This window comes from Cupriavidus sp. 207A1 (assembly GCF_057798955.1).
Map to the genome: position 1 here is coordinate 1 of NZ_JBYOJO010000024.1, position 24700 is coordinate 24700.

17 protein-coding genes and 1 rRNA gene are annotated in these 24700 nt (G+C 69.0%); 4 read left to right on the forward strand and 14 right to left on the reverse strand.

Going from position 1 to position 24700, the window contains the following annotated elements; translation table 11 throughout:
* Positions 1-90: 90 nt before the first annotated feature.
* A 5S ribosomal RNA gene (gene rrf, locus AC3FMM_RS29980) occupies positions 91-203 on the forward strand.
* A 92-nt stretch (positions 204-295) separates the two neighbouring features.
* Here rrf and AC3FMM_RS29985 read toward each other — a convergent pair.
* The 8 genes from AC3FMM_RS29985 to AC3FMM_RS30020 all read right to left on the reverse strand — a co-directional run bounded on the left by AC3FMM_RS29985 (position 296) and on the right by AC3FMM_RS30020 (position 12046).
* Positions 296-1435 (reverse strand): MFS transporter, encoded by a 1140-nt coding sequence (locus AC3FMM_RS29985; protein WP_488688085.1) that lies wholly within the window; start codon positions 1433-1435, stop codon positions 296-298.
* Between the two features lie 228 nt (positions 1436-1663).
* A complete protein-coding gene (locus AC3FMM_RS29990; RefSeq protein ID WP_116313607.1) occupies positions 1664-2671 on the reverse strand; it encodes a tripartite tricarboxylate transporter substrate-binding protein in 1008 nt (335 codons plus the stop codon).
* 145 nt (positions 2672-2816) lie between these two features.
* Complete coding sequence (locus AC3FMM_RS29995; protein ID WP_488688088.1) at positions 2817-5540, reverse strand: molybdopterin-dependent oxidoreductase; 2724 nt, start codon at positions 5538-5540, stop codon at positions 2817-2819.
* A 40-nt stretch (positions 5541-5580) separates the two neighbouring features.
* Complete coding sequence (locus AC3FMM_RS30000; protein ID WP_116313610.1) at positions 5581-6822, reverse strand: NAD(P)/FAD-dependent oxidoreductase; 1242 nt, start codon at positions 6820-6822, stop codon at positions 5581-5583.
* Between the two features lie 61 nt (positions 6823-6883).
* Entirely contained in the window at positions 6884-7267 is a 384-nt protein-coding gene (gene nirD / locus AC3FMM_RS30005) for a nitrite reductase small subunit NirD (protein WP_115712679.1), read from the reverse strand.
* Positions 7268-7293: 26 nt separating this feature from the next.
* Positions 7294-9855 (reverse strand): nitrite reductase large subunit NirB, encoded by a 2562-nt coding sequence (gene nirB / locus AC3FMM_RS30010; protein WP_115712680.1) that lies wholly within the window; start codon positions 9853-9855, stop codon positions 7294-7296.
* 65 nt (positions 9856-9920) lie between these two features.
* Positions 9921-11240, reverse strand: coding sequence for a NarK family nitrate/nitrite MFS transporter (locus tag AC3FMM_RS30015; protein WP_115712682.1), 1320 nt, complete (start codon positions 11238-11240; stop codon positions 9921-9923).
* A 329-nt stretch (positions 11241-11569) separates the two neighbouring features.
* Entirely contained in the window at positions 11570-12046 is a 477-nt protein-coding gene (locus tag AC3FMM_RS30020; protein WP_326348559.1) for a winged helix-turn-helix transcriptional regulator, read from the reverse strand.
* 78 nt (positions 12047-12124) lie between these two features.
* Here AC3FMM_RS30020 and AC3FMM_RS30025 point away from each other — a divergent pair, with 78 nt between their 5' ends.
* Positions 12125-12706 carry a GNAT family N-acetyltransferase gene (locus tag AC3FMM_RS30025; protein ID WP_116313612.1) on the forward strand — a complete coding sequence of 194 codons (582 nt, stop codon included), beginning with the start codon at positions 12125-12127 and terminating at the stop codon, positions 12704-12706.
* 19 nt (positions 12707-12725) lie between these two features.
* Here AC3FMM_RS30025 and AC3FMM_RS30030 read toward each other — a convergent pair whose 3' ends face one another.
* A complete protein-coding gene (locus AC3FMM_RS30030) occupies positions 12726-13538 on the reverse strand; it encodes an EamA family transporter (RefSeq protein ID WP_231942326.1) in 813 nt (270 codons plus the stop codon).
* A 208-nt stretch (positions 13539-13746) separates the two neighbouring features.
* Complete coding sequence (locus AC3FMM_RS30035) at positions 13747-14169, reverse strand: Fur family transcriptional regulator (RefSeq protein WP_115699928.1); 423 nt, start codon at positions 14167-14169, stop codon at positions 13747-13749.
* Positions 14170-14268: 99 nt separating this feature from the next.
* Here AC3FMM_RS30035 and AC3FMM_RS30040 point away from each other — a divergent pair, with 99 nt between their 5' ends.
* Both AC3FMM_RS30040 and AC3FMM_RS30045 read left to right on the forward strand, forming a co-directional pair.
* Positions 14269-16440, forward strand: a complete 2172-nt coding sequence (locus AC3FMM_RS30040) for a TonB-dependent siderophore receptor (RefSeq protein ID WP_488688092.1) — start codon at positions 14269-14271, stop codon at positions 16438-16440.
* 9 nt (positions 16441-16449) lie between these two features.
* Positions 16450-17592 (forward strand): acetyltransferase domain-containing protein, encoded by a 1143-nt coding sequence (locus AC3FMM_RS30045; protein WP_488688094.1) that lies wholly within the window; start codon positions 16450-16452, stop codon positions 17590-17592.
* Between the two features lie 27 nt (positions 17593-17619).
* Here the strand turns inward: AC3FMM_RS30045 and AC3FMM_RS30050 are convergent, their stop codons facing one another.
* Genes AC3FMM_RS30050 through AC3FMM_RS30065 form a run of 4 tightly spaced genes read right to left on the reverse strand, consistent with a single transcriptional unit; the run spans position 17620 to position 24276 of the window.
* Positions 17620-19515, reverse strand: a complete 1896-nt coding sequence (locus AC3FMM_RS30050) for an efflux transporter outer membrane subunit (protein WP_488688096.1) — start codon at positions 19513-19515, stop codon at positions 17620-17622.
* A gap of 38 nt (positions 19516-19553) precedes the next feature.
* The gene (locus AC3FMM_RS30055; protein WP_115712695.1) at positions 19554-21515 is read right to left on the reverse strand and encodes a glycosyltransferase; all 1962 of its coding nucleotides are present in this window, start codon (positions 21513-21515) and stop codon (positions 19554-19556) included.
* A gap of 2 nt (positions 21516-21517) precedes the next feature.
* Complete coding sequence (locus AC3FMM_RS30060) at positions 21518-22852, reverse strand: hypothetical protein (RefSeq protein WP_115712696.1); 1335 nt, start codon at positions 22850-22852, stop codon at positions 21518-21520.
* Between the two features lie 23 nt (positions 22853-22875).
* Positions 22876-24276 (reverse strand): HlyD family secretion protein, encoded by a 1401-nt coding sequence (locus AC3FMM_RS30065; RefSeq protein ID WP_488688098.1) that lies wholly within the window; start codon positions 24274-24276, stop codon positions 22876-22878.
* Between the last annotated feature and the right edge of the window lie 424 nt (positions 24277-24700).

The window sequence follows — 24700 nt, forward strand, 5'->3', positions numbered from 1 at the left end:
GTGCCACGTGTGTTGACACAGTAAGCACAACCCCAACTACATCCCGATTCGTGACGCTGTCCCAACCCGACAGCGCCACAACCCCTCATGCCTGGTGACCATAGCGAGCTGGAACCACCCCTTCCCATCCCGAACAGGACCGTGAAACAGCTCCGCGCCGATGATAGTGCGGATTCCCGTGTGAAAGTAGGTCATCGCCAGGCTCTTATTGTGCAAAACCCCTCGACAGCGTGTGCTGTGAGGGGTTTTTGCTTTGGCGCGGCGGAAACGCTGCGCTCGCATTTTCTTGCTGGAGCTAACGACGCCGTACCGTGGCACTTCCGATGGCCCCAGCCAGACAGATCCCGCCCAGCAACGCCGCGGCAGGCGTGACCAGGGACGTGGCCGACGCGCTTGCAGCGACCGGCAACAGCATCAGTACGGCCACGTTATTGACGCTTTCCGACGCCGCCAACACTTTTCCTTTGTTTGCGCCCGCCCGCTGCGCAAGGATGGCGGTGCTGGCAGGTGCCGCGATACCCAGCGCCACTCCCCAGACCAGCAGGCATCCCAGCGCCACCGGCAGCCCGATCGCGGCCGTCAGGAATAATGTCATGGAGCAGGCGACCACCACGGTAGCGAGAACCAGGATGTTTTCTTCGCGCTGGTAACGCCGGCTGCAATGTCCCGCCAGCATATTGCCGACTCCCAGGCCCAGACCGAATACGGAGACGGCAACGCCGACGGCTCCTACCTCGAGCCCATATCGCATCCGCAGCACTTCGCCCGCAAAGACATAGCCCGCCACTGCGCTGCCATTCCAGGCGCCTTTTGCGAGCAGAAGGCAGAAGATACCGGCGCCTGCATTCTTGATGGACGATTCCTTAATCATGCAGGCGCTTGGCCGATCGTGCGGAATCACGCACCAGCCCGCGCCGAAGGCCACAAGGCAGCTCCCGGCGATCAACAGAAACGGCGTGCGCCAGCCCCAGGCTTCTGTCAGCAAACCGGCCATGGCGGGCCCAGCCGCGATCCCCGCGGTCATACCGAGCATGACGCTACCCATGGCGCCTGCCTGCTTTGCTGGCGGTATCCGATCGGCGATCAGGGCGAAGACGGTGGGGATTGTTGCGGCCGCGGCGAGGCCGCCAAGAATTCGCAAGGCCATGGCGGCGTGCAGGGTCGGCACCAGCGTCAGCGCAATGCTATCGGCGGCGAACAGCAGCGTGGCAGCGAGCAGCACCTTGCGCCGTCCGGCGCGATCCGAGAGCCAGCCCATCAGCGGTGCCGCCGCGGCGTACGACAGGGCATAGGCCGAGACCAGTCCCGAGGCATGCGCCGGGGATGTGTGGAAGGTCGATGCGAGCGGGGCCAGCATCGGGGCGAGCATGAACTCCGCCGCCCCGACCATGCAGACGGCAAGGGCCAGGACGGGCAGAAGGAACGGCGATGGCATCGGAAACTCCGGGGTGAGATGACGGACAGCCGAAGCGCGCGTCATGACGGCGCAACGCAACGGCATCGATGGCTAAAGCCAGCTAAATCGGGGAATTGAGCGGCGCCGCAGAGTCGGGCGCAGACAGTAGCGGTGCGCGGGGGCACCGGTCAGGCGGGATGGGCGGACCAGAAAGGTCCGCCCGGAAGATGGAAGATTCTAACGTATCGCCGGGAAAGGAGCGTGGGCTTAGTCTGCCTCTACCTTCATCGACTTCAGCAGCGGCTGCCACTTGTCGCTTTCCGTCTTCAGCAGCGTCCGCAGGCCTTCCGGCGTCTGCTTGTCGACCGGAACAATTTCCGCGCCGAGTCCGTCCAGCTTCTTGATCACGGCCGGATCCTTCAGTCCTTTTTGCAATGCCTTGGTGAGGCGTTCGACGGCAGCCGGCGGCGTGCCCCTGGGCGCGTAGATGCCGTGCCATACCTTGACGTCAAAGCCTTTCAGCCCGCCTTCCTGCAACGTGGGGGCCTGCGGCAGCGCCTTGATTCGTGCCGGTGTGGTAACGCCGAACAGGCGCACGCGATCGGCCTGGATATGCGGCAGGGTGGCCGTGGTCTGGTCGCACAGCAGGTCGACCTGGCCGCCCAGCAGCGCGGTCAGCGCGGGGCCCGCGCCTTGGTAGGGGATGGCGTTCAGCCTGACGTGCACCGATTGTTCGAACAACAGCCCGCAGAGCTGGGAGACGGCACCCAGGCCGGCATTGGCCAGCGACACCTTGTCCTTGTTCTGCGTCACGTACCGGATCAGTTCGGGCACCGTCTTCGCCGGCAGGTCCTTGCGACCCATCAGCGTCATCGGCACGTCCGCCACCTGGCCGACATACTCGAAATCCTTCAGCGGCGCATACGACAGCTTCTTGTACAGCGCCGGCGCGGTCGCCATGCCGTTGTGGTGGATCAGCAGGGTATAGCCGTCGGCCTGCGCGCGGGCGACGAAGGCGGCCGCCACGGTGCCGCCGGCACCGGTGCGGTTTTCCACCACGATGCTCTGGCCAAGGTCTTGCGACATCGCTTGCGCCAGCGTGCGCGCGACGACATCGGTCGGGCCGCCGGCGGAGTAGGGCACGACCAGGGTGATCGGCTTGGCCGGATAGGCATCGGCCGCTGCCGCGCCTGAGGCGCCTGCCATCGCAGAAGCCGTTACCAGCATGCCCGCCAGCCATCGCGGCCCGGCGAGCCGATACTTCGCATCCTTCATTGCTGTCTCCAGATAGGTGCCGCGCCGTGGGTCCGGGGCGGCTTGTCAGGGTTGCGCGGCTAGCATGGCGGCAAGCCGCGGCGACAGCAATCTGGTTCTCGTGAAGGATGCCTAATGCATGGTGAAAGATCAGCCTGGTAAAAGATCAGGCCGCTTCGGCCACGCGCACCTCCACCAGCAGCTTTTTCAGCTCCGGCACGCACGAGCCGCAGTTGCCACCGGCCTTGACGCAGGCCGTGATCTCCGCGGGCGTTTTCAGGTCGTGCTTGCGCACGGCATCGCAGATGGTGTTGCGCCCCACGCCGAAGCACGAGCACACTGTCGGGCCGGTGTCGGCGCCTTTCTCCATCGGCTGTCCGAGCAGCAGCCCGATGCGGTCGGCGTCTTCCAGGCGCTCGCGACCGAAGAGGCCGGCAAGCCAGGCGCGCGACGGCAGCTCGGGGCGTGTCGAGACATAGACGCAGGCCTCGAGCCGGTCGTCGACGACATGGCCCGCGTGGTACACGCCCGCGGCCCGGTCCTCGTATTCCAGCCAGTCGGCGTCCGGATCGGTTACGCCGAGCAGCGCGCGCGCCCAGGCGGTGCGATCGGTCACGGTGTCGCGGCCGGCGAATTCATAGCGCTGGAACTGGCGGCCCTGCACGCGCGTCCAGTAGGTCAGCGCTTCGGCAGGTAGCGCGCGGCGGCTCAGCATGAAGCCATGCCAGTGCACGCCGAACGGCTCGACCCGTACCGGCGTGTGCTTGAATTCAGGCTCGCCCGAAACAGGATCGACCACCGGATTGACCAGCGCGCCGACCCGCGCGTCGGAGCTGAACTGCCCGTTCCAGTGGATCGGCACGAACACGCTGCCGCGCGGAATGCCGCCGCCGTGGCGCACGCGCGCTACCATCGCGCCCCAGCGCGTGCTGACGCGCGCGAGCTTGCCTTCGCCCACGCCGCACAGCAGCGCGTCCTGCGGATGCATGTCGACAAAGGGCTCGGGCAGGTGGTCGGCCAGCTTGGCCGACTTGCCCGTGCGCGTCATGGTGTGCCACTGGTCGCGCACGCGGCCGGTGTTCAGGATCAGCGGGAAGTCGTCGTCGGGCGCGTGGGCCGGCGCGCGCGGCGGCGTGGCGACAAAGCGGGCGCGGCCATCGGCGTGGGCGTAGCGGCCATCGCCGAACAGTCGGCGGGCGTCCTGTGTGCCTTGCGCGGGCACGGGCCACTGCACCGGTTCCAGCGCGTCATAGCGCACCCGGTCCAGGCCGGCCAGCCCGCCGATATCGAACGCGCGTGGGGCGTCATCATTGCGCCATGCGCTCAGGCGCGCGTGTTCGTCGAAGATCTGGTGCGGCCCGGCATAGTCGAAGCCGCTGAAGCCCATGCGGCGTGCCACCTCGCACAGGATGTCCCAGTCCGCGCGCGCTTCGCCCGGTGCCGGCAGGAAGGCGCGCTGGCGCGAAATGCGCCGCTCCGAGTTGGTCACGGTGCCATCCTTCTCGCCCCAGCCCAGCGCGGGCAGCAGCACATGCGCGGCGGCGTTGGTGTCGGTGCGCTCGATGATGTCGCTGCTGACCACCAGCTCGCACCTGGCCAGCGCGCGGCGCACCTGGTCGGCGTCGGGCAGGCTCACCACCGGGTTGGTGGCGATCACCCAGACCGCCTTGACGCGGCCGGCTTCGATGGCCTCGAACAGCTCCACGGCCTTCAGCCCGGGGCGATCGGCCACCGCCGGCGATTGCCAGAAACCTTGCACCACCTCGCGATGCAACGGGTTGGCCAGTTCCATGTGCGCGGCCAGCATGTTGGCCAGGCCGCCGACTTCGCGCCCGCCCATCGCGTTGGGCTGGCCGGTCAGCGAGAACGGGCCCATGCCCGGCTGCCCGATACGGCCGGTGAGCAGGTGGCAATTGATGATGCTGTTGACCTTGTCGGTGCCGGCCGACGACTGGTTGACGCCCTGCGAGAAGGCGGTCACGGCCTTCTCGGTCTGCGCGAACAATGCGTAGAAGTCCAGCACATCCTGCAGATTCAACTTGCACGCGCGGGCCACGGCAGCCGGATCGGCGCAGGTGGCGTCAGCGGCTTGCAGGGCTTCATCCAGTCCCGCGGTGCTGGCGCCGACGAAGGCGGCGTTGGCGTGCCCTTCACGCGCGAGGTAGCTCAGCAGCCCGTTGAACAGCCACACGTCGGTGCCCGGGCGGAGCGCCAGGTGCAGGTCGGCCAGTTCGCAGGTGGCGGTGCGGCGCGGGTCGATCGCCACGATCTTCATCTCCGGGCGCGCTTCCTTGGCCCGGGACAGGCGCTGGAACAGGATCGGGTGGCACCACGCGGTGTTGGAGCCCACCAGCACCACCAGGTCGGCCAATTCCAGGTCTTCGTAGTTGCCCGGCACCAGGTCTTCGCCGAAGGCGCGCTTGTGGCCGGCCACGGCCGACGACATGCACAGGCGCGAGTTGGTGTCGATATTGGCGCTGCCGATGAAGCCCTTCATCAGCTTGTTGGCGACATAGTAGTCCTCGGTCAGCAACTGGCCCGAGACGTAGAGCGCGACCGAATCCGGACCATGGCGGCGGATGATGTCGGTGAAGCCCTGCGCCACGGTGTCGAGTGCACGGTCCCATGACACCTGCTGCAAGCGGCCCTCGGCATCGCGCAGCTTGGGATGGAGCAGGCGGCCTTCCAGGTCGACCGTTTCGCCCAGCGCCGAGCCCTTGACGCAGAGCCGACCCTGGTTGGACGGATGTTGCGCGTCGCCCGCGATCTCGACCTGGCCGTCGGCGCGCACCGTGGCACGCACGCCGCAGCCGACGCCGCAGTACGGGCAGGTCGTGGCGGTGGTAGTGGTCAGGGTTGCAGAGACAACCGGGATGTCGGACAGGTTCACGCGTTCTCCGTGCGGGGGCGTTATATGGCTTGGGGTGATGCTAGGCAGCGAGCGCTTCGCACTGCGCCTTGCCGAACAGCAGGCGCTGGCGCAGCGCGGCCACCGGCGTGCGTTGCTGGATCAGCTCGAAATACCAGGCACCGTCCTGCACGTCGCCGTACAGAACGGCGCCGACCAGGCGCCCGTCCTGCAGTACCAGGCGCTTGTAGACGCCGCGGCGCGCGTCGCGCAGCACCAGGTCTTCGCTGCCTTCGCCGCCGATGAAGTCCCCAGCGGAGTACAGGTCGACGCCAGTCACTTTCAGCTTGGTCGCAGTGGCCTGCTGCACGTAGCGGCGATGGCCGGCGCCGGCGAGATGGGCCGCGCAAACGCGCGCCTGGTCCCAGATCGGCGCCACCAGCCCGAAGGTGGCCTGGCGATGCTGGACGCACTCGCCGACGGCATAGATGCGCGGATCGTAGGTCTGCAGCGTGTCGTCGACGACGATGGCGCGCTCGCAATGCAGGCCGGCGCCTGCGGCCAGTTCGATGTTGGGGCGCACGCCGGCGGTCATTACCACCAGGTCGGCGGGGATCTCGCTGCCGTCCTTGAAGCGCACGCCGGTGACGCGCCCGGTGCCGAGAATTTCCGCGGTCTGCGCGCTCAGCAGGAAGCGCAGGCCCTTGCGTTCCAGCGCGCCTTTGAGCAGCGTGGCAGCGGGCTTGTCGAGCTGGCGCTCCATCAGGCAGTCGGCCAGGTGCACCACGGTCACGTCCATGCCCTGGCGCAGCAGGCCGTTGGCCGCCTCCAGCCCGAGCAGGCCGCCGCCGATCACCACCGCATGGCGGTGGTTGCGCGCGGCATCCAGCATGGTCTCGACGTCCTGGATGTCGCGGAATGCGATCACGCCTTCGAGCTGGTGTCCCGGCACCGGAATGATGAACGGCCTGGAGCCGGTGGCCAGCAGCAGGCGGTCATAGCGCACCTCGCGCCCCGAGGCGGAACGCACCATGCGGCGCGGCCGGTCGACCGATACCACCGGATCGCCGGCGAGCAGCTCGATGCCGTTCTCTTCGTACCACTCGCGCGTGTTGAGCATGATGTCCGCCACTGTCTTCTCGCCCGCCAGCACCGGCGACAGCAGGATGCGGTTGTAGTTGCCGTGCGGCTCGGCGCCGAACACCGTGATGTCGTACAGGTCCGGGGCGAGCTTGAGCAGTTCCTCGACGGTGCGCATGCCGGCCATGCCGTTGCCGACCACGACCAGGCGCGGGCGGGCTCGAGGGTTGGCTGAAGGCGTCATGCCGGCATCTCCGTTGGCAGGGCAGATAGACAGGGGCAGCATCGATTGACCGGGGCCTGGGTCAGGCGGCGAGTTCTTCCTCGGCCTCGCGCATGGCCGCGGCGGCGGCGATCCACACCTTGCCGTCATAGACGCGCGCGGGGTAGGCGTTGACCGACTGTTCAGGTGCCTCCAGGCATTCGCCCGTGCGCAGATCGAAGTGGTGCTTGTAGATCGGCGAGGCCACCACCAGCCGCTCGCCCAGGTTGCCGACCAGCCCGCGCGACAGCACCGCGGCCTGCGCGTTGGGATCGAAGTTGTCGATGGCGTAGACCTCGTCGCCGCGGCCGATGCGGAAGACCGCGACCTGCCGGTCGTCGACCAGCGCGCACACACCAGTATTGGGCACGATATCGCGTACGGTGCAGACGGCGGTCCAGGTTTCGGCATGGTGGGGATGGCTCATCACGTTCTCCTTGGTTGCTGGCACGGTCAGGCGGCTTTCGCGGGCATGGAGACCACGGGAATGTGGCTCAGCCGGGAGCGCTGCAATTTCCGTTCCTCCGGCGTGGCCGGGCGAATCTGGCCGCGCTCTTCGATGAAGACCAGGTTGTCGTCGCGGCGGTCGCTGTTGACGAAGTGGCGGAAGCGCTTGCGCGTCTCGGGGTCGGTCACGGCCTTCTTCCACTCGTCTTCATAGGTGTCGACCACGTGCTGCATCTCGGCTTCGAGCTCGGCGGCGATGCCCAGCCTGTCGTCGAGCACCACGGCCTTCAGGTAGTCCAGCCCGCCTTCCAGGTTGTCGCGCCAGACGCTGGTGCGCTGCAGGCGGTCGGCGGTGCGCACATAGAACATCAGGAAGCGGTCGATGTAGCGCACCAGCGTGTCGTGGTCGAGGTCGCTCGCCAGCAGTTCGGCGTGGCGCGGCTTCATGCCGCCGTTGCCGCAGACGTACAGGTTCCAGCCCTTGTCGGTGGCGATCACGCCGACGTCCTTGCCTTGCGCCTCGGCGCATTCGCGCGTGCAGCCCGATACGCCGAACTTGATCTTGTGCGGCGCGCGCAGGCCCTTGTAGCGGTTCTCCAGTTCGATGGCGAGGCCGACCGAATCGCCCACGCCGTAGCGGCACCAGGTGGAACCCACGCACGACTTCACCGTACGCAGCGCCTTGCCGTAGGCATGGCCGGATTCAAAGCCGGCGGCGATCAGCTCTTCCCAGATATAGGGCAGTTCCTCGGCACGCGCACCGAACAGGTCCACGCGCTGGCCGCCGGTGATCTTGGTGTAGAGGCCGTATTTCTTCGCGACCTGGCCCACGGCGATCAGGCCTTCGGGCGTGACCTCGCCGCCCGGCATGCGGGGCACCACCGAGTATGTGCCGTCCTTCTGGATGTTGGCGAGATAGTAGTCGTTGGAGTCCTGCAGGCTCGCGTGCTCTTCCTTCAGCACGAACTCGTTCCAGCACGACGCCAGGATGCTGCCCACGGTGGGCTTGCAGATGTCGCAGCCCATGCCGCTGCCATGCGCTTCCAGCAGCGCGTCGAAGGTCTTGAACTTGCCCACGCGCACCAGGTGGTAGAGCTCCTGGCGCGAGAACGGGAAGTGCTCGCAGAGATGGTTGTTGACCGCCATCCCTTGCTTCTTCATCTCGGCCTTCATGATCTGCGTCACCAGCGGCACGCAGCCGCCGCAGGCCGTGCCGGCCCTGGTGCAGCTCTTGAGCGCGCCGATGCTGGTCGAACCATCGCAGACGGCGGCGCAGATCTCGCCCTTCGATACGTTGTTGCACGAGCAGATCTGCGCGGTGTCGGGCAGGGCGTCGGCACCCAGCGCCGGCCTGGCCTTGCCGCTGCTGTCGGGCAGGATCAGGAACTCGGGCGACTCGGGCAGCTCGATCCTGTTCAGCATCATCTGCAGCAGCGTGCCGTACTCGCTGGCATCGCCGATCAGCACGCCACCCAGCAGGTACTTGCCGCAGTCGGACACCACCAGCTTCTTGTAGACCTCCTTGCGGTCGTCGCTGAACTGGTAGATGCGCGCGCCCGGCACGGTGCCATGCGGGTCGCCGATGCTGGCCACGTCCACGCCCATCAGCTTGAGCTTGGTGCTCATGTCGGCGCCGCCGAACTCGGCCGCCTCGCCGCGCAGGTGGCGCGCGGCCACGCGGGCCATGTCGTAGCCGGGGGCCACCAGGCCGTAGATCTTGCCGTCCCACAGCGCGCATTCACCGATGGCGTAGATGTCCGGGTCGGAGGTGCGGCAGTTGTTGTCCACCGCGATGCCGCCGCGGGCGCCGACTTCCAGGCCGCTGGCGCGCGCCAGTTCGTCGCGCGGGCGGATGCCGGCGGAGAACACGATCATGTCGGTGTCCAGATGAGTGCCGTCGGCGAACACCATGCGATGGGTACCGTCCTCGCCGTCGACGATCTCGACGGTGTTCTTGCCGGTGTGCGCGGTCACGCCCAGGCCCGCGATCTTCTGGCGCAGCATGCGGCCACCGCCTTCGTCGACCTGCACCGCCATCAGGCGCGGCGCGAATTCCACCACATGCGTCTGCAGGCCCATGTCGCGCAGCGCCTTGGCGCATTCGAGGCCAAGCAGGCCGCCGCCGACGACCACGCCGGTCTTCGAGCGCGCGCCGCATTCCTGCATCGCTTCCAGGTCTTCGATGGTGCGATAGACGAAGCAGTCCTTGCGGTCCTTGCCCGGCACCGGCGGCACGAACGGATAGGAGCCGGTGGCGAGGATCAGCTTGTCATAGGACAGGGTCTCGCCGGTGGAGACCCTGACCGTGCGCGCGGCGCGATCGATCTCCACCGCACGGGCGTTCAGGCGCAGCAGCATGTTGTCGTGCTGCTCGAAGAAGCCCGCCGGCACCAGCGACAGGTCTTCCGCCGACTTGCCGGAGAAGAACTCGGACAGGTGCACGCGATCGTAGGCGGGACGCGGTTCTTCGCACAGCACGGTCACTTCCAGGTTTTCCGCACCGGCTTCCGCCAGCGCTTCCAGGAACTTGTGACCCACCATGCCGTGGCCGACGATGATCAGTTTCATGATGCTTTCCTTGTCCGGTAGTCAGTCTTTGCTGCTTGATGTTGCGGTGGGGCGATGCCTGGGAATCAGTTGGCCAGCGCGCTGTCGTAAAGCGCCTGCTCGCGCGCCTTGTGCTCGGCGCTGAAGCGGATGGCGATGGCGCACAGCGCCGCGATGGTGGCCAGCACGCCCAGCACCGTCAGGGTCTGCTGCACGTTGCCCAGGCCCTTGAGCAGGAAGCCCGCGGCCACCGCGCCGACGTTGCCGCCCGCGCCGATGATCCCGGCCACGCCGCCCAGCGCCTTGCGGTCGATAAAGGGCACCAGCGCATAGGTGGCGCCGCAGGCCATGTGGGTGAACAGGCCGAACATCAGCATTGCCACCACCGCAAGCGCCACGTTGCCGGCCTGCGCGAACCACAGCAGGCCCAGGCCTTCGCCCAGGATCAGCACGAACAGCAGCGTGGCGCGCGCATCCAGGCCGCGCCGGCGCGCCGCCTTGTCCGACAGCCAGCCCCCCAGCGCGCGCGCAAACAGCGCCAGCAGGCCAAAGCTCGCGGCGGCCATGCCGGCGGCCTTCAGGCTCAGGCCGAAGCGGTCGACGTAGTACATCGCGGCGATGTTGTGGATGAAGATCTCCACGCCGAAGCAGGCGCCGTAGGTGATGAACAGCAGCCACACGCGGTAGTTGGCGCTGGCGGCGCGGAAGCTGGCCCAGCCGCCACCCTTGCCGCCATCCTTGCCGCTGATCTCGATGCCGCGCGCGCGCAGCTCCGAGTAGTTGCCTTCCGGGCAGTCCTGGGTGAAGCGGTAATAGACCACCGCCATCACCAGCATCAGCACGCCCGGCACCAGCAGCGCGATGCGCCAGCCGAAGGCGTGGTCAGCGCCCGTCATCAGCACCGCGGCCAGCACCAGCGGCATCAGCGCCTGCGCGGCGCCACCGCCGGCATTGCCCCAGCCGGCCGTGGTTGCGTTGGCGGTGCCGACCACGTTGGGCGCGAACATCACCGAGGTGTGGTACTGCGTGATCACGAAGCTGGCGCCGACCGCGCCGATCAGCAGGCGGAACACCAGGAAGGTCTCGTAGTTCTGCGCCAGCGCCACGCCCAGCACCGGCAGCGCGCCCAGCGCCAGCAGCCCGGTGTAGGTCTTGCGCGGGCCAAAGCGGTCGCACATCGGGCCGATCACCAGGCGCACCAGGATCGTCACCGCGACCGCGGCGATATTGATGTTGGCGATCTGGCCGGCGCTCAGGCCGAACTCGCCCTTGAGCACCGGCATCAGCGGCGCGCAGGCAAACCACGCGAAGAAACACACGAAGAACGCCATCCAGGTCAGGTGGAAGGCGCGCATCTGCGGAGTGCTCAAGCTCAGCAGCTCGATGCGGGTGGCTTTGCCGGTCATCGTCACTTGCTCCAAAAACAAATGGCGTCCCGCAAACCGGCCGTGAAGCCGGTTCAGGGGACGCCGTTGTCCTGACAGCCGCTACAAGGGATAGGGGCTGTGTGTGTGGGGGTGGGCCGGTCGCCGTTGACGGGCCCGGACCCAATTACGCAAGGGGTGTGCCAGCCCGTTATGTGACGGGCAATGGCGTCTGACGGCCGGTCGGCGGGGGCGCAAGCGCTTTGGATGCGCTGTGGTGGGGCGGGCGGCGGGCGCGCGGCACGCTCATGGTGCAGTGCGGTGGACTGCGCTGGTGCGGTGCGGCACCGGCGGCAAGGAAGGCTTTGGCGTTAGCCGCCGCCGGCGGGCTTTCGCACCGGAATGATCTGCATGTCGCGCGGCGACACCTCGGCGCCGTCCTCGTCGACCAGCGCGGCGCGCACCAGCTTGCCATTCGCGCGCGAGCGGACCTCGACCGGGCCGCCGTCGGGCGCCATGTGGCAGTCGCCCCATTGCATCAGCCCGACCAGCACCGGCAGCAGTTCGACCGCGGCACGGGTGGGGCGGTACTCGAAGCGCTCACGTTCGCCGGGTTCGCGGTAGCCGACCTTGCGCAGCAGGCCGGCATCGGTCAGCGTCTTGAGCCGCGCCGACAGCACCGCGGGCGAGCATTCCAGCCGGCGCAGGAAGTCGTCGAAGCGCGTCACGCCGTGGAAAACGTCGCGCAGGATCAGGATCGTCCACTTTTCGCCAATCAGCGACAGCGTGGAGGCGATCGAGCAATGGCGGAGGTCGGACGCAGTGGTGGTCATGATGCCGTGAAGCATAGCATGCTGACTTCATTTGCAAAAGTCAGGTTATCTCCTATACTCTGGCTACAGATTATGAATCCAGAGGGTGGCAGCATGGATCTCCAGGGCTCGGCGCGCGGCGGCGTGACGGAAAGCTGGACGGCGGGACGGGGCACGCAGGTGACGCTGCGCCGCACCCAGGTTCAGGATGGCGCGGCATTGCGTGCGATGGTGGAAGCGCTGTCGCGGGAAAGCCGCTACTTCCGCTTCCTGACTGGCGGGCGCGTGGTCGATGAAATCGTCGCCGGCCTGGCCGCGCCCGGAGACGGTGGCGTGGCGCTGGTCGTGGTCGCGCCCGGTGAAGACGGCAGCCAGACCATCGTCGCCAGCGCCGAATATGTGGTGTCCGGCCAGATTGCCGAGTTCGCGGTGGTGGTGGCCGACGCCTGGCAGGGGCAGGGGCTGGGCCGGCGCCTGATCGCCAGGCTGTGCGAGCTGGCGCGTGCCGCCGGGCTGCACGGCCTGCGCGGCGACGTGCTCAGCGAGAACCGGCGCATGCTGGCGATCCTGCAGGGGCTGGGCTTTGCCAGCCGCCGCAATCCGCAGGACAGCTTCCTGCATGAAGTCTCGCTGGCGCTGGCGCAGCCGGCGCGCAGCGCGCAACGGCTGCCGGCGGACTGGTTCAGCGCGCGCTGACCGGCAGCGCGCTCAAGCCTCAGCCGGCTTCGCGCTTGCCGCGCGAAGTCATGGTACAGCCGACCGAGGCCGTGATGATGCTCGCGATCGCCAGCCACTGCACCGTGCTCAGTTGCTCATGCAGGAACACCAGCCCGGCCAGCGCGCCCATGGCCGGCTCCATGCTCAGCAGGATGCCGAAGGTGCGCCGGTGCAGGCGCTTGAGCGCCACCATCTCGAGCGAATAGGGAATCGCGCTCGACAGGATGCCGACCGCCAGCCCGAACAGCAGCAGGGTCGGACTGAACATCGCGGTGCCCGCGTGCGCGAGGCCGAACGGCAGCACCACCAGTGCGGCCATGGTCAGCCCCAGCGAGGTCGCCTGCCCGCCGTGGGCGTTGCCGGCCATCTGCCCGAACACGATATACAGCGCCCAGCCCACGCCCGCGGCCAGCGCATAGCCGATCCCGACCGGATCGAGCGTGCCGGCGGCATCGCCGACCGGAAGCAACAGCAGCAGCCCGGTCACCGCGAACGCAATCCACAGGAAATCGATCGCGCGCCGCGACGACAGCACCGCCACCGCCAGCGGCCCGGTGAACTCGATCGCGATCGCCAGCCCCAGCGGAATGGTCCGCAGCGACATGTAGAACAGCAGGTTGGTGGCGCCCAGCGCTGCGCCGTACAGCGCGATCGCGCGCGCGTTGGCGCGCGTCAGCGGCATGCGCCACGGCCGCCAGACGCACAGCAGGATCAGCGCGGAAAAGCTCACCCGCAGCGCCGTGGTGCCCTGCGCGCCCAGCGCCGAGAACAGGCTCTTGGCAAACGAGGTGCCGATGCACAGCGAGGCCATCGAGCCGGTCAGGGCCAGTACGGCGATCAGGGTCGAGTGGCGGTGGGCGGTGGCGTGCTGCAAGGTCGGGTCCTGTATCGAGGTTGGGGGCCGGTGCGAATGCTGCCGCATCATGCGGCATGCGCGGCGCGGGCGCCATATACAGGTGCGCGCAGGCGGCTCAGTACAGTTGCGCCGCGTGCGGCCGCAGACCGGCCCCTGCTGCGGCTCAGTGCTCCCGCGCCGCGGCCTTGCGCCGCTTGCCGGGCTTGCCGGCGCAATCCGGGCAGCGCCCCAGCAGCGTCAGTTCGTGGTGCTCCACCACGAAGCCCGGCGGCGTGATCTCTTCCAGGTGGCCGGGACATCCTTCCAGCGGGAACACGCGGTCGCACGTCAGGCACTGGAAATAGTGGCGGTGCGTCACCGCGCCCGGTTCCTCCGCCAGTTCATAACGGTCGGCCTGGCCGGGCAATTCCACCGCGTGCACCTGCGCATCGTCGAGCAGGGCGCGGAGATTGCGATAGACCGTGGCCAGGCCCAGGGACGGCACCTGGCGCTGCGCCGCGGCCAGGATCTCGGCCGGGCTCAGCGGCCGGCCGGCTTCGCGCAGCGCGTCGATCACGGCGCCGCGTTGACGGGTCATGCGTTCCATGCCTAGAATCTTAGTGAGAATTTATTATCATTAGTGAGTCGCCGCGGTTTGCCAGTCGGATGGCCGCCGCGGCGACTCGTTTTTTTCGGGGTGTTCCTTATGCTGCTTGCGCAGCCCAGCCGTGCCCGGCACCCGGTGCCGCTTTCCTTCCTGCGCGTGGTATTCCGGCCAGTACCCGCGCGGCGGCCACTGGCCGCGCTGATGCTGGCGATGTCCGGCCTGGCCGATGCGGCGGAACCCGCGCAGGCCTCCGATATTACGCTGCCGGCGGTGTCCGTGACCGGTACGGCCACCGCATCATACAACCCGCCCGACGCCTCGGGCGCGACCCGCACCGACACGCCGCTGCGCGAGATCCCGCAGTCGGTGCGCGTGGTGCCGCGCGCCATGCTCGACGACCTTGCCGCGACCCGCTTCGACCAGACCTTCGACTATGTCAGTGGCGTCGCGCGCCAGAACAACTTCGGCGGGCTGTGGGACAACTTTGCCATGCGCGGCTTCACCGGCAACGAGAACACCGGCGCCGGCTACCTGGTCAACGGCTTCGCCGCCAACCGCGGCTATACCGCGCCGATGGACGCGGCCACCATCGAGCGCGTCGAAGTGCTCAAGGGCCCGACCTCATCGCTGTACGGCAGCAGCGAGCCTGGCGGCACCTTCAACGTGGTCACGCGCCAGCCGCAGTTCCGGCCCGCGCAGCGCTACGGCTTCGAGCTGGGCACGCGCGACGGCTACCGCGCCAGCGCCGACGTCACCGGCGCGCTGGGCGAAGACATCGCCGGCCGGCTGATCGCGGTGGCCGACCACCAGGGCAGCACCCGCGACTTCATCCACAGCCAGCGCTACCTGGTCGCGCCGTCGTTCACGTGGATGCTCGGCAACGACACCATCGTGCAGTACGCGGCGGAATTCCAGCGCTATACCACGCCGATGGACCGCGGCGTGGTCGCCGTCAACGGCCAGTTGGGCCGCATCCCGCGCTCGCGCTTCCTGGGCGAGCCCGGCGACGGCAGCCTGCGCCTGGACAGCCAGTCGCACCAGCTCAGCGTGGAGCACCAGTTTTCGCCGCAGTGGCAGGGCAGGCTCGGCCTGTCGTACCGCGGCGGCGCGCTGGCGGGGCATTCCAGCGAAGCCGCCGCGCTCGCCGCCGACGGCCGCACGCTCTGGCGCCAGCACCGCTACCGCGACTTCCAGTCCGACGATGTCTCGCTGCAGGCCAGCGTGACCGGCAAGTTCAGCACCGGCCCGGTCGGGCATGAACTGCTGCTGGGCGTCGACGCCTACCGCTTCGGCAACACCATGGCGATCCTGCGCAAAAACCCCAGCGCCGCGGCACCGTACGCGATCGACATCTATGATCCGGTCTATGGCCAGCCGGCGCCGCCGCTGGCCTGGAACATGGACACCTACGAGCGCCAGCACAATGTCGGCGCGTACGGGCAGGACCAGCTGCGCCTGGGCGAGCGCTGGCGCGTGCTGGCCGGCGTGCGCTTCGACAGCTTCAGCCAGTCGCTGGACGACCATCTGCGCGGCACCCGCACCACGCAGCACCACAACGCGGTGTCGCCGCGCGTGGGCGTGAGCTACCTCGCCAGCAACAACCTGTCGCTGTTCGCCAATGCCAGCCAGTCGTTCCGCCCCAATGCCGGCAGCGACGCCGCCGGCCAGCCGTTCGAACCCGAGCGCGGTCGCGCGCTGGAAGCCGGCATCAAGTTCGACAGCGACGACCGCCGCACCGGTGCCACGCTGGCCGTGTTCGAGATCCGCAAGCGCAATGTGCTGGCCGCCGACCCGGCCGATCCGTCGTTCTATCTCGCCGCCGGTGAGGCCCGCAGCCGCGGCGTCGAGCTCGACGTGGCCGGGCAGCTTGGCACGCACTGGCGCGTCTCGGGCAGCTTCGCGCTGACCGATGCCGAGATCACGCAGGACACCCGGCTGGCCCCCGGCACGCCGTTGTCCAACGTGCCGCGTACCAGCGCCAGCCTGCTGGCGATTTACGAGGACGCGGCGCCGGTCGGGCAGCGCTATGGCGCAGGCGCCGGCCTGCGTTATGTCGGACGGCGCCCGGGCGACGTGCAGGACAGCTTCTCCTTGCCCGCCTACGTGCTGGCCGACCTGCACGGCTACTGGCAATACAGCCGGCACGTGCGCGTGTCGCTCAACGTGGGCAACGTGTTCGACAAGACCTATTACGCCAGCTCGTACAGCAGCCTGTGGGTGGCGCCGGGCGCGGGCCGCAGCGTGCGGCTGGGCGTGCAGCTGAGCTACTGACGGGGACCGATGATGCCGACACCACTGGCGGTTGCCCGGGGCCCGACCCACCGGCTGCTCTCCATCGATGCGTTGCGCGGGCTGGTGATCCTGATCATGCTGCTGGACCATGTGCGCGATATGTTTTTCCTGCACGTGCCGGTCGCCGATCCGATGGATGTCGCCACGACCTCGCCGGCGCTGTTCTGTTCGCGGCTGCTGGCCCACCTGTGCGCGCCGGTGTTCATCGCGCTGGCGGGCGTGTCGGCCTGGCTCTACGGCAACGCCGGGCACGACCGGCGCGCGGTCAGCGGCTTCCTGCTCAGGCGCGGCCTGTTCCTGGTGTTGCTGGAGCTGACCCTGGTGGGCTTTGCCTGGACCTGGCGCCTGCCGCCGCAGGTGATCTACCTGCAGGTGATCTGGGCCATTGGCCTGAGCATGATGGCGCTGGCCGCGCTGGCATGGCTGCCGCGCGCGGCGCTGGTCGCCACCGGCGTTGCCCTGGTGGCGGGGCACAACCTGCTGGATCCGCTGCACTTTGCGGCTGACAGTGCCTGGCACGTGCCCTGGGCGATCCTGCACGACCGCACCTGGATCGAGGTGGCCGATGGCCTGCGCGTGCGCACTTCATATCCGGTGCTGCCGTGGATCGGCGTGATCGCGCTGGGCTATGCGGCGGGGCCGTGGTTTGCCGCGACCATGCCTGCCCGCGCGCGCCAGCTGAGGCTGGCCACCTGCGGCCTGGCGGGGCTGGCCGGGTTTGCGTGGTTGCGCGCGCTCAACGGCTACGGCCAGGAACAGAAATGGATCCCCGGCGCGGATGCCCTGCATACCGCGATGAGCTTCCTCAACGTGACCAAGTACCCGCCGTCGCTGCTGTTCCTGCTGCTGTGGCTGGAGCGCGCGCAGGGCGGCCGGGCGACGCGTTGCCTGGCCGTGTTCGGCGCAGTGCCGATGTTCTTCTACCTGCTGCACCTGTATGTGCTGCAGGGCCTGTACCAGCTTTGCGTGTACCGCTGGGGCCTGAACCAGGGCCGCGTATTCGGCCTGGACCATGTCCGGCAGCTGTGGCTGGCGGCAGCAGTGCTGGCGCTGCTGCTGTGGCCGGCGGTGCGCTGGTTCGCGGTGCTGAAGGCGACGCGGCGGGACTGGCGCTGGCTGAAGTACTTCTGACCAGCGCCGCGAGCCGCCGCGCGAGCCTTAGCGTGGTGCAGTGGCGGCAGCGGCCGGCTGCACCGTCGCCGGGGCCGGTGCCGGCGCCTGCGCCGCTGGCTGCGGCTGTGCGACGGGCTGTTGCTGTGTGACGGCTTGAGGCTGCGCGACCGGCTGTTGCTGTGCGACGGCTTGCGGCTGCGCGACCGGCTGTTGCTGAGCAACGGCTTGCGGCTGCGCACTGGCTTGTTGCTGCGTGACAGCTTGCGGTTGCGCCACGGCCTGAGGTCGCGCGACGGCTTGGGGTTGCGCCACCGCCTGAGGTCGCGCGACGGCCTGCGGCTGCGCCACCGCCTGGGGCCGCACCGCGGCTTGCGGGCCGGCGGCGGGCGCGCCGTTGGCGACCGGAGCGGCCGCGGTCAGTTCACGCCAGCCGCCGCCCAGCGCCTTGTACAGCGATACGCGGCTGGTCAGCCCGGCCAGCTTGTAGGTGATCAGCGCCTGCTGCGCGGTGTAGAGCTCGCGCTGCGCGTCGAACACGCCGAAGTAGTCGTCCACGCCGTTCTTGAAGCGCATCTCCGACAGCCGCCGGGTTTCGCTGCCTTCGCGCACCAGCGCTTCCTGCGCCTGCACCTGGCGCTCGTAGGTGGCGCGGGCCGCCATGCTGTCGGCAACTTCGCGGAACGCGGTCTGGATGGTCTTCTCGTAGTTGGCGACGTTGATGTCCTTGCGCACGTTGGCCGCGTCGAGGCCGGCGCGGTTGCGTCCCGCATCGAAGATCGGCACTGTCAGCTGCGGCGCGAAGACCCACGCCATGCCGCCCGAGAACAGCCCCGCAAGGCTGCTGCTGGCCACGCCCAGCGCGCCGGTCAGCGAGATGCGCGGGAAGAAGGCCGCACGCGCCGCGCCGATATTGGCGTTGGCGGCCTTGAGCCGGTGCTCGGCGTCGAGGATGTCGGGACGGCGCACCAGCACGCTGGAGGGCAGCCCTTCGGGGAACTCGCGCATCAGCATGCGCGCGTCGAGCGGATCCGGCGCGGGGGCATTCGGATTGGCGGGCGCGGCACCGGCATCGGTGACCGACTTGGGCAGCGGCCCGCCGATCAGCAGCGCCAGCGCGTTCTCGTCCTGCGCGACTTGCCGGGTGTATTGCTCCACGCCCACCTGCGCGGTCTGCACCTGGGTTTGCGCGCGATGCTGGTCCAGCTGCGCCATCGCGCCCACCTGGTGCCCGCGCCGGACCATCTCCGCCGCGTCCTGTTGGGTCTTGAGCGTGTTCTGCGACAGCTGCAGCAGCGCGCGGTCGGCACGCAGCGTCAGGTAGGCGCTGGCCACTTCCGCCACCAGGCTGATCTGCGCGCTGCGGCGCGCCTCTTCGGTGGCCATGTATTCCTCCAGCGCGGCATGCTTGAGGCTGCGCACGCGGCCGAAGAAGTCCAGTTCGAATGCGGTCAGGCCGATGCCGGCGTTGTAGGTGGTGATCTGCGGCGACTGTCCCGCCGCGCGCAGCCGTTGCGGCAGCCGCTGCGACACCATGCCGGCATTGCCCTCCACGGTGGGGAACTGCGCCGCGCGCTGGATCTGGTACAGCGCGCGCGCCTCGTCGATGGCCAGCGTGGCCATGCGCAGGTCGCGGTTGTTGGCCAGCGCCAGCTCGATCAGCTGGCGCAGCTGCGGGTCGACGAAGACATCGCGCCAGCCCAGGTCGGCGGCCGAGGGGCCGGGGGGCTGCGCCGGCTGGCCCGGCTGCGCCGCGCCGTTGGCCGGTTTGGCCTGCGCGGTGCGGTAGGCCGCGCCGTCGGGCCATGCCGACGGGATCGGGGCTTCGGGGCGCTGGTATTGCGGCTCCAGCGTGCACGCGGCAAGCGCCAGTACCAGCGCGCCAGGCAGCAGCAGGCGTGGCGGGAGGGGGGCACGGCGGCGGGGACGGGGCAGGCTTCGCATGGATGGTTCCGGAGAGAGAGAAACGGGAGCAGCAGGGGTCAGCCCATCAGCGCACGGCGCATGAAGCGCGAGATCGCCAGCTTGGGCTGCCCCTGTCGGGCAATGTTGTGGGCGGGATCGGTGAACAGCAGCCGGATCAGCGCGTGGCGCGCGGCCATGCTGGTATGCAGCGCGATCCCCAGCAGCTGGCCGTCGCGGCGTACCACCCGGCAGGGGATCCAGCCGGTCTGCGCCAGCCACAGCGCACCTTCCATGCCGGGGCGGAAGGCCGGTGCCAGCGGCGTGATCACGGCCACGCCGTTGCAGGAGAGGTCCCGGGTGGCGACGCGGTACTCGCGCCCGTCGACGCGCAGCAGCGCGGCGGCATGGTGCGGAAAGCGCTCTTCCTTGCGCGGCCGCGGCAGTTCCACGCACACCAGCAGCGAGGCCAGGTACAGCATCAGCGCCACGCCGGTCCAGATCGTGTTGAAGGCCAGGCCCTGCGCATCGGGGTCCACCACCAGTGCGCGGCCGAGGCCGAGCGCGGAGAACCCCAGCAGGCCGGCGTACAGCGCGGCGAACTTGCCGTGGATCACCAGCTTGGAGCGGTCCAGCCCTTTGTTGGTGACCTTGAACGGCCGACCGAACGGCTTGAACATCGCGCTGACCAGCGACGCGGTCACCGCCAGCGCCGCGACGATCTGGGTCACCTCGGTAAAGATCGGCAGCGCGCGCTGCCCGGTGATCCAGATGCTGTACGCCCAGTACGCCACCAGCGCGGGCAGTCCGTAGGCCAGGAATTGCAGCGGCTCGCCGTACAGCGTGGAGACGCCGAAGTACCAGTACAGCAGCGGCCCCGCCAGCAGCATCAGCGTGAACGGGCGCGACAGCCAGTGCAGCAGCCCGTGCACATAGTGCAGGCGCTGCATGAAGGTGTAGCCGCGCCCGCGCAGCGGACCGTCGGCGGTCAGCGCCACCTGGATCGTGCCCAGCCCCCAGCGGCTGCGCTGGCTGATGTATTCGGGCAGGCCCTCGGCCGACAGGCCCACGCTCAGGCGCTCGTTGAGCCAGCGCGTGATATAGCCGTGCGGCAGCAGCCGGTAGGTCAGGTGGATGTCTTCGGTCACGGTGCCGGTGGGGAAGCCGCCGATCAGCTCGATCAGGTCGCGCCGCACCACGAACGAGGTGCCGATGCAGAACGCCGCGCCCCACGCGTCCTTGGCCGGCTGCATCACGTCGAAGAAGGCGCGCTGCTCGTCGACCCAGCATTCGGTGGCGCGCAGGTTATACTGGATCGGATCGGCGTTGTAGTAGAACTGGGGCGTCTGCACCACGCCCACGCGCGGGTCGCCGAACAGGCCCACCGTGCGCAGCAGGATGTTGCGATGGGGCGCGAAGTCCGCGTCCAGCACCAGGATGTAGGGCGCACCGCCGGCGGCGGCGCTGTGGCGCAGGCCGTTGTTGAGGTTGCCCGCCTTGGCGTGGGCGTTATCGGGACGCGTCACGTAGTTGGCGCCGACGCGCTCGCAGAACTCGCGCAGCCAGTCGCGGCGGGTGTCGTCGAGCACCCAGACGCGAAAGTCCGGATAGTCGATCGCCAGCGCGGAGACGATGGTCTTCTCCAGGATCTCCAGGCCTTCGTTGTAGGTAGCGATGAAGATGTCCACCGGCGGCACCCGCTGCGCGCGGCGCAGCGCCGCTTCGCCGGCGTCGGCATCGGGCGTGTGGTTGCTGGTGCGCGACAGCACCACGATCGACAGCAGCGTGTAGGCCAGCGTCATGCATTCGAAGATGAAGAACACATGGGCCCACACGCTGGCGAAGGTCATCTGCCAGTCGGGCAGGGTTTCGCGGATGCGCCAGGTCAGGTACACGCCCAGCAGCAGCGCGGTGACGCCGCCGAACAGGATGCGGTCCGCCGGCCGTTCGTGCCGGCACAGCAGCGACAGCAGCACCGTGGCCAGCAGCACGCCGCCGTTGATGATCAGCAGCGTCTGGTTTTCCAGGAAGAGGGCGAACATCGTCAGTCCTTGTCGGGGGTGGGGCTGGCGGCGGCAATCGCCGGCGGCGGGCAGGACGGCTCCAGGCAGCCGCCCGGGCGGAACGGGTTCCAGCGCGCGGCGGCCAGCACCGCCCACGCGGTGGCGCCCAGGTGCGGCAGGTGGAAGTAGTGGAAGTCCTCGGTGGTGGAGGTGGGGCCGATCGACAGCCCGGTGCTGACGCGCGCCTGCGGCGTGGCGTAGAGCATGCCGGACGGCGCGCGCTGCGCCCGCAGCAGCGGCCACAGCGGCGCGGCCTGCTGCGCCTGGCCGGCGGCCTGCAGTACCAGCGCGGCCTGTCCGGTGCCTTCGGTCCAGATGCCGTCGGGGCTGCCCTTGAAGCCGTAGCCGGCGCCGGCGCGATGCCTGGCTTCGACCCAGGCCAGGTTGCGGCGCCAGTCCTGCGGCGGGTCGGGGAAGGCGATCAGCGGCCACAGCACGGCGTCCAGCGCCGAAGGCCCGGCATTGGGCGCGCGCCCGTCGTCGTGCGTGCCGATGATGAAGCGGCCCTCGCGCGGCTGCCACATGGCGCTGACAAAGCCGCGCGAGCGCGCCGCGCCGTCGCGCCAGCGCGGCTCGTTGCGCAGGCTGGCCAGCCAGCTGAAGGCCGCATAGGTGTCGACGTTGTGCTCGGTCGATTTCCAGCCCTGGCGGATCTGCTTGGGCTCATGGCCGAAGAAGCCGCCGATATAGCCGGCCGGCGCGGCGGGGTCAGGCACGGTGGCATGCACCCAGCCCATCAGCGCCGCGGCGCCGTCGAGATAGCGCGCATCGCGCGTGGCGTCATGCACCGCCAGCAGCAGCAGCGCGGCCCAGGCCACGTTGCCGGTGGCGGTGCCGGCCTGGTAGGCGTCTTCGAACCAGCGCTTGCTGGGTTCGTCCCACCAGCCCGGCAGCGGCGCCGGGCCCGCTGGCAGCGGCCCGGCGCGGTAGGCGTTGCGCAAGCGCGCGTCGCGGAAGTGGCGGTCCTGGCGGGTGGCTTGCAGCACCGCGTCGGCAATGCGGCGCGCTTCCGCGGGCCGCTTGCAGGCGACCAGCGCGATGCCGGCCAGCGCGTTGTCGTAGACGAAGGCGGCATTGCGCAGCGCCGGCGACAGCGGTTCGCCGCCGGGCGCGGGCTCGTAGCTGGGCAGGAACAGCGGGCCATTGCCGCCGGCGCGGGCGACCTGGTCGGCCAGCGCCTTGCAGCCTTCTGACAGCAGCGCCTGCTGCGCGGGATCGGCGGCGCGCGCCGCGCTCGGCGCCAGCGCCAGCAGGACGGGAAGCAGCGCGCCGGCGATCATGCGGGGCAGGCGCGCGGTCGGGATCGGCAATCGCATCCGGCTCTCCTTGGCGCGGGCGCTTACAGCGAGGCCCGCAACTGGCCCAGCCAGCTCTGGTTCAGCGTGACGCGGGCCCAGCGGCCCATGCCGCAGTGTCCGGACTGCGCCGGCGCTGCCGCCGCTGCCGTGCCTGCGGTAGCGGGCGCGGCCGCGCTGCCCGATGCCGCGCCGGCCTTGGCCGGCAGGTTGCCGAGCGGGCGGTCGAGCTTGGCGATGACGTAGATCTCGTTCTTCTCGATCGGCGGGAACGGCACGAAATAGCGCGCCTGGTCGCCGTCCGGCGCGCGCGGCAGCACCTCGGCCACCGAGGCCGGCAGCGCCGTGGGCACGCCGTCGACCTGCACGTTCAGGCGCGCACCGGGCAGCAGGTTGTCGCTGAGGCTGCGCGGGAACACCGCCACCACGCGCGTCTGCGCGCAGTTGCTGGCGCGCGCCAGCGTGGCGCCGGCGGCGACGCGCATGCCCGGCTGCGCGATCAGGTCTTCGATGGTGCCAGGCTCGGGCGAGCGGATCTCAAGGTTGGAGAGGCGGTCGATGCGTTCCTGCTCGGTCGCGATCATTGCGTCGACCGACTTGCCGTAGGCTTCCAGCTGCTCCAGCTCCGCCGTCAGCTGTGCCGCTTCCGCGCCCAGCACCTGGCGGCGCTGCGCGAGCGTGGCGCTGGGGCCGTCGGTGGACGACGCATACACCTTGTTGCGCGACGCCTGGCTTTCGCCGATGGCATTGTCGAGCTCGGCCTTGGCCGCGGCCTTGGCGTTGGACAGCATCGACAGCTGGTAGCGCGAGGCATTGGTATAGGCCTCGCTGACCGCGCCGGCCCACTGCATGCCCTGGTTGCGGTTGACCACTTCCTGCTGCTGGTCCTCCTGCGCCTCGGCCGAAGCCAGCCGCGCTTCCAGCGCGCGCACGCGCGCGGCATGCTCGCGCTGCGCGGCGCTGTTGTAGCGCTGCAGGTCCTGGTCGGTGGCAGCCATCAGCCGTCGGTTGCTTTCCAGCCGCGCCTTGGCCGAGTCATAGCGCTGCTGGTTGTCGAGCTTCTTGCCGGTCAGGTCGACCAGCAGCGAACGGTCGATGTTGGGGTTCTGCACCACCATCAGCGCCTGGTTGGCCGTGAACGGCTGGCCCGCGGCCACCATCTGCTTCATCACCACGCCCTCCACCGGCGACGTCACCAGGCTGACGGGGCTGTTCACCACCGCGCGTTCCGACGAGCGCGTAAACACATTTGGAAACATGATCGTCAGCACGGCCCAGATGATGAACAGCACCACGCCGTAGCCCGCCATGCGCGGCACGATATGCCACAGCGGCACGGCGACCGGCTGCGGGCGCTGCACCAGCCCGTCGCCCTGGGGTTGGAGCAGCGGGGCAGGGGTCAGCGAGTGGGGGCGCGGCGGTGGGTTGTTGCGCTGGTCGGCCATGGTGTTGTTCTCCGGCAAGCAAAGTCAAAAAAACATCCCCGCCGGCATCCGGCGCATGGATGCCGGGCGAGCGTATCCGTCAGGCAAGCGTGTGGCGTCGCGCAAGGGCTGTCGCGCGTGGCCCGGCTTGCAAGTCCCCAATTCAGCTTGTTGTCTGCAGCACGCGCGATGTGGCTGGGCCGTATCGGCGCACTTTGCAATCGGACCGACATACCGCATGCAGCGGCGTGCGGCCCGTGGAGTTGCCCGGCTTCATCCAGGCAGAGTTGAACAATGGCCAGTTGATTGGCCAAGACATGGCGGCCCGCTGAAGCAAAGATTCACGCACTCAGGCCGCCGCAGGTGAGTTAAGGCTAGTCAGTTGCCCCTTCGCTTGCTGTAAGAATGTGTAAGAGGAGGCTGTAGCACTGCTTAACACGGCATG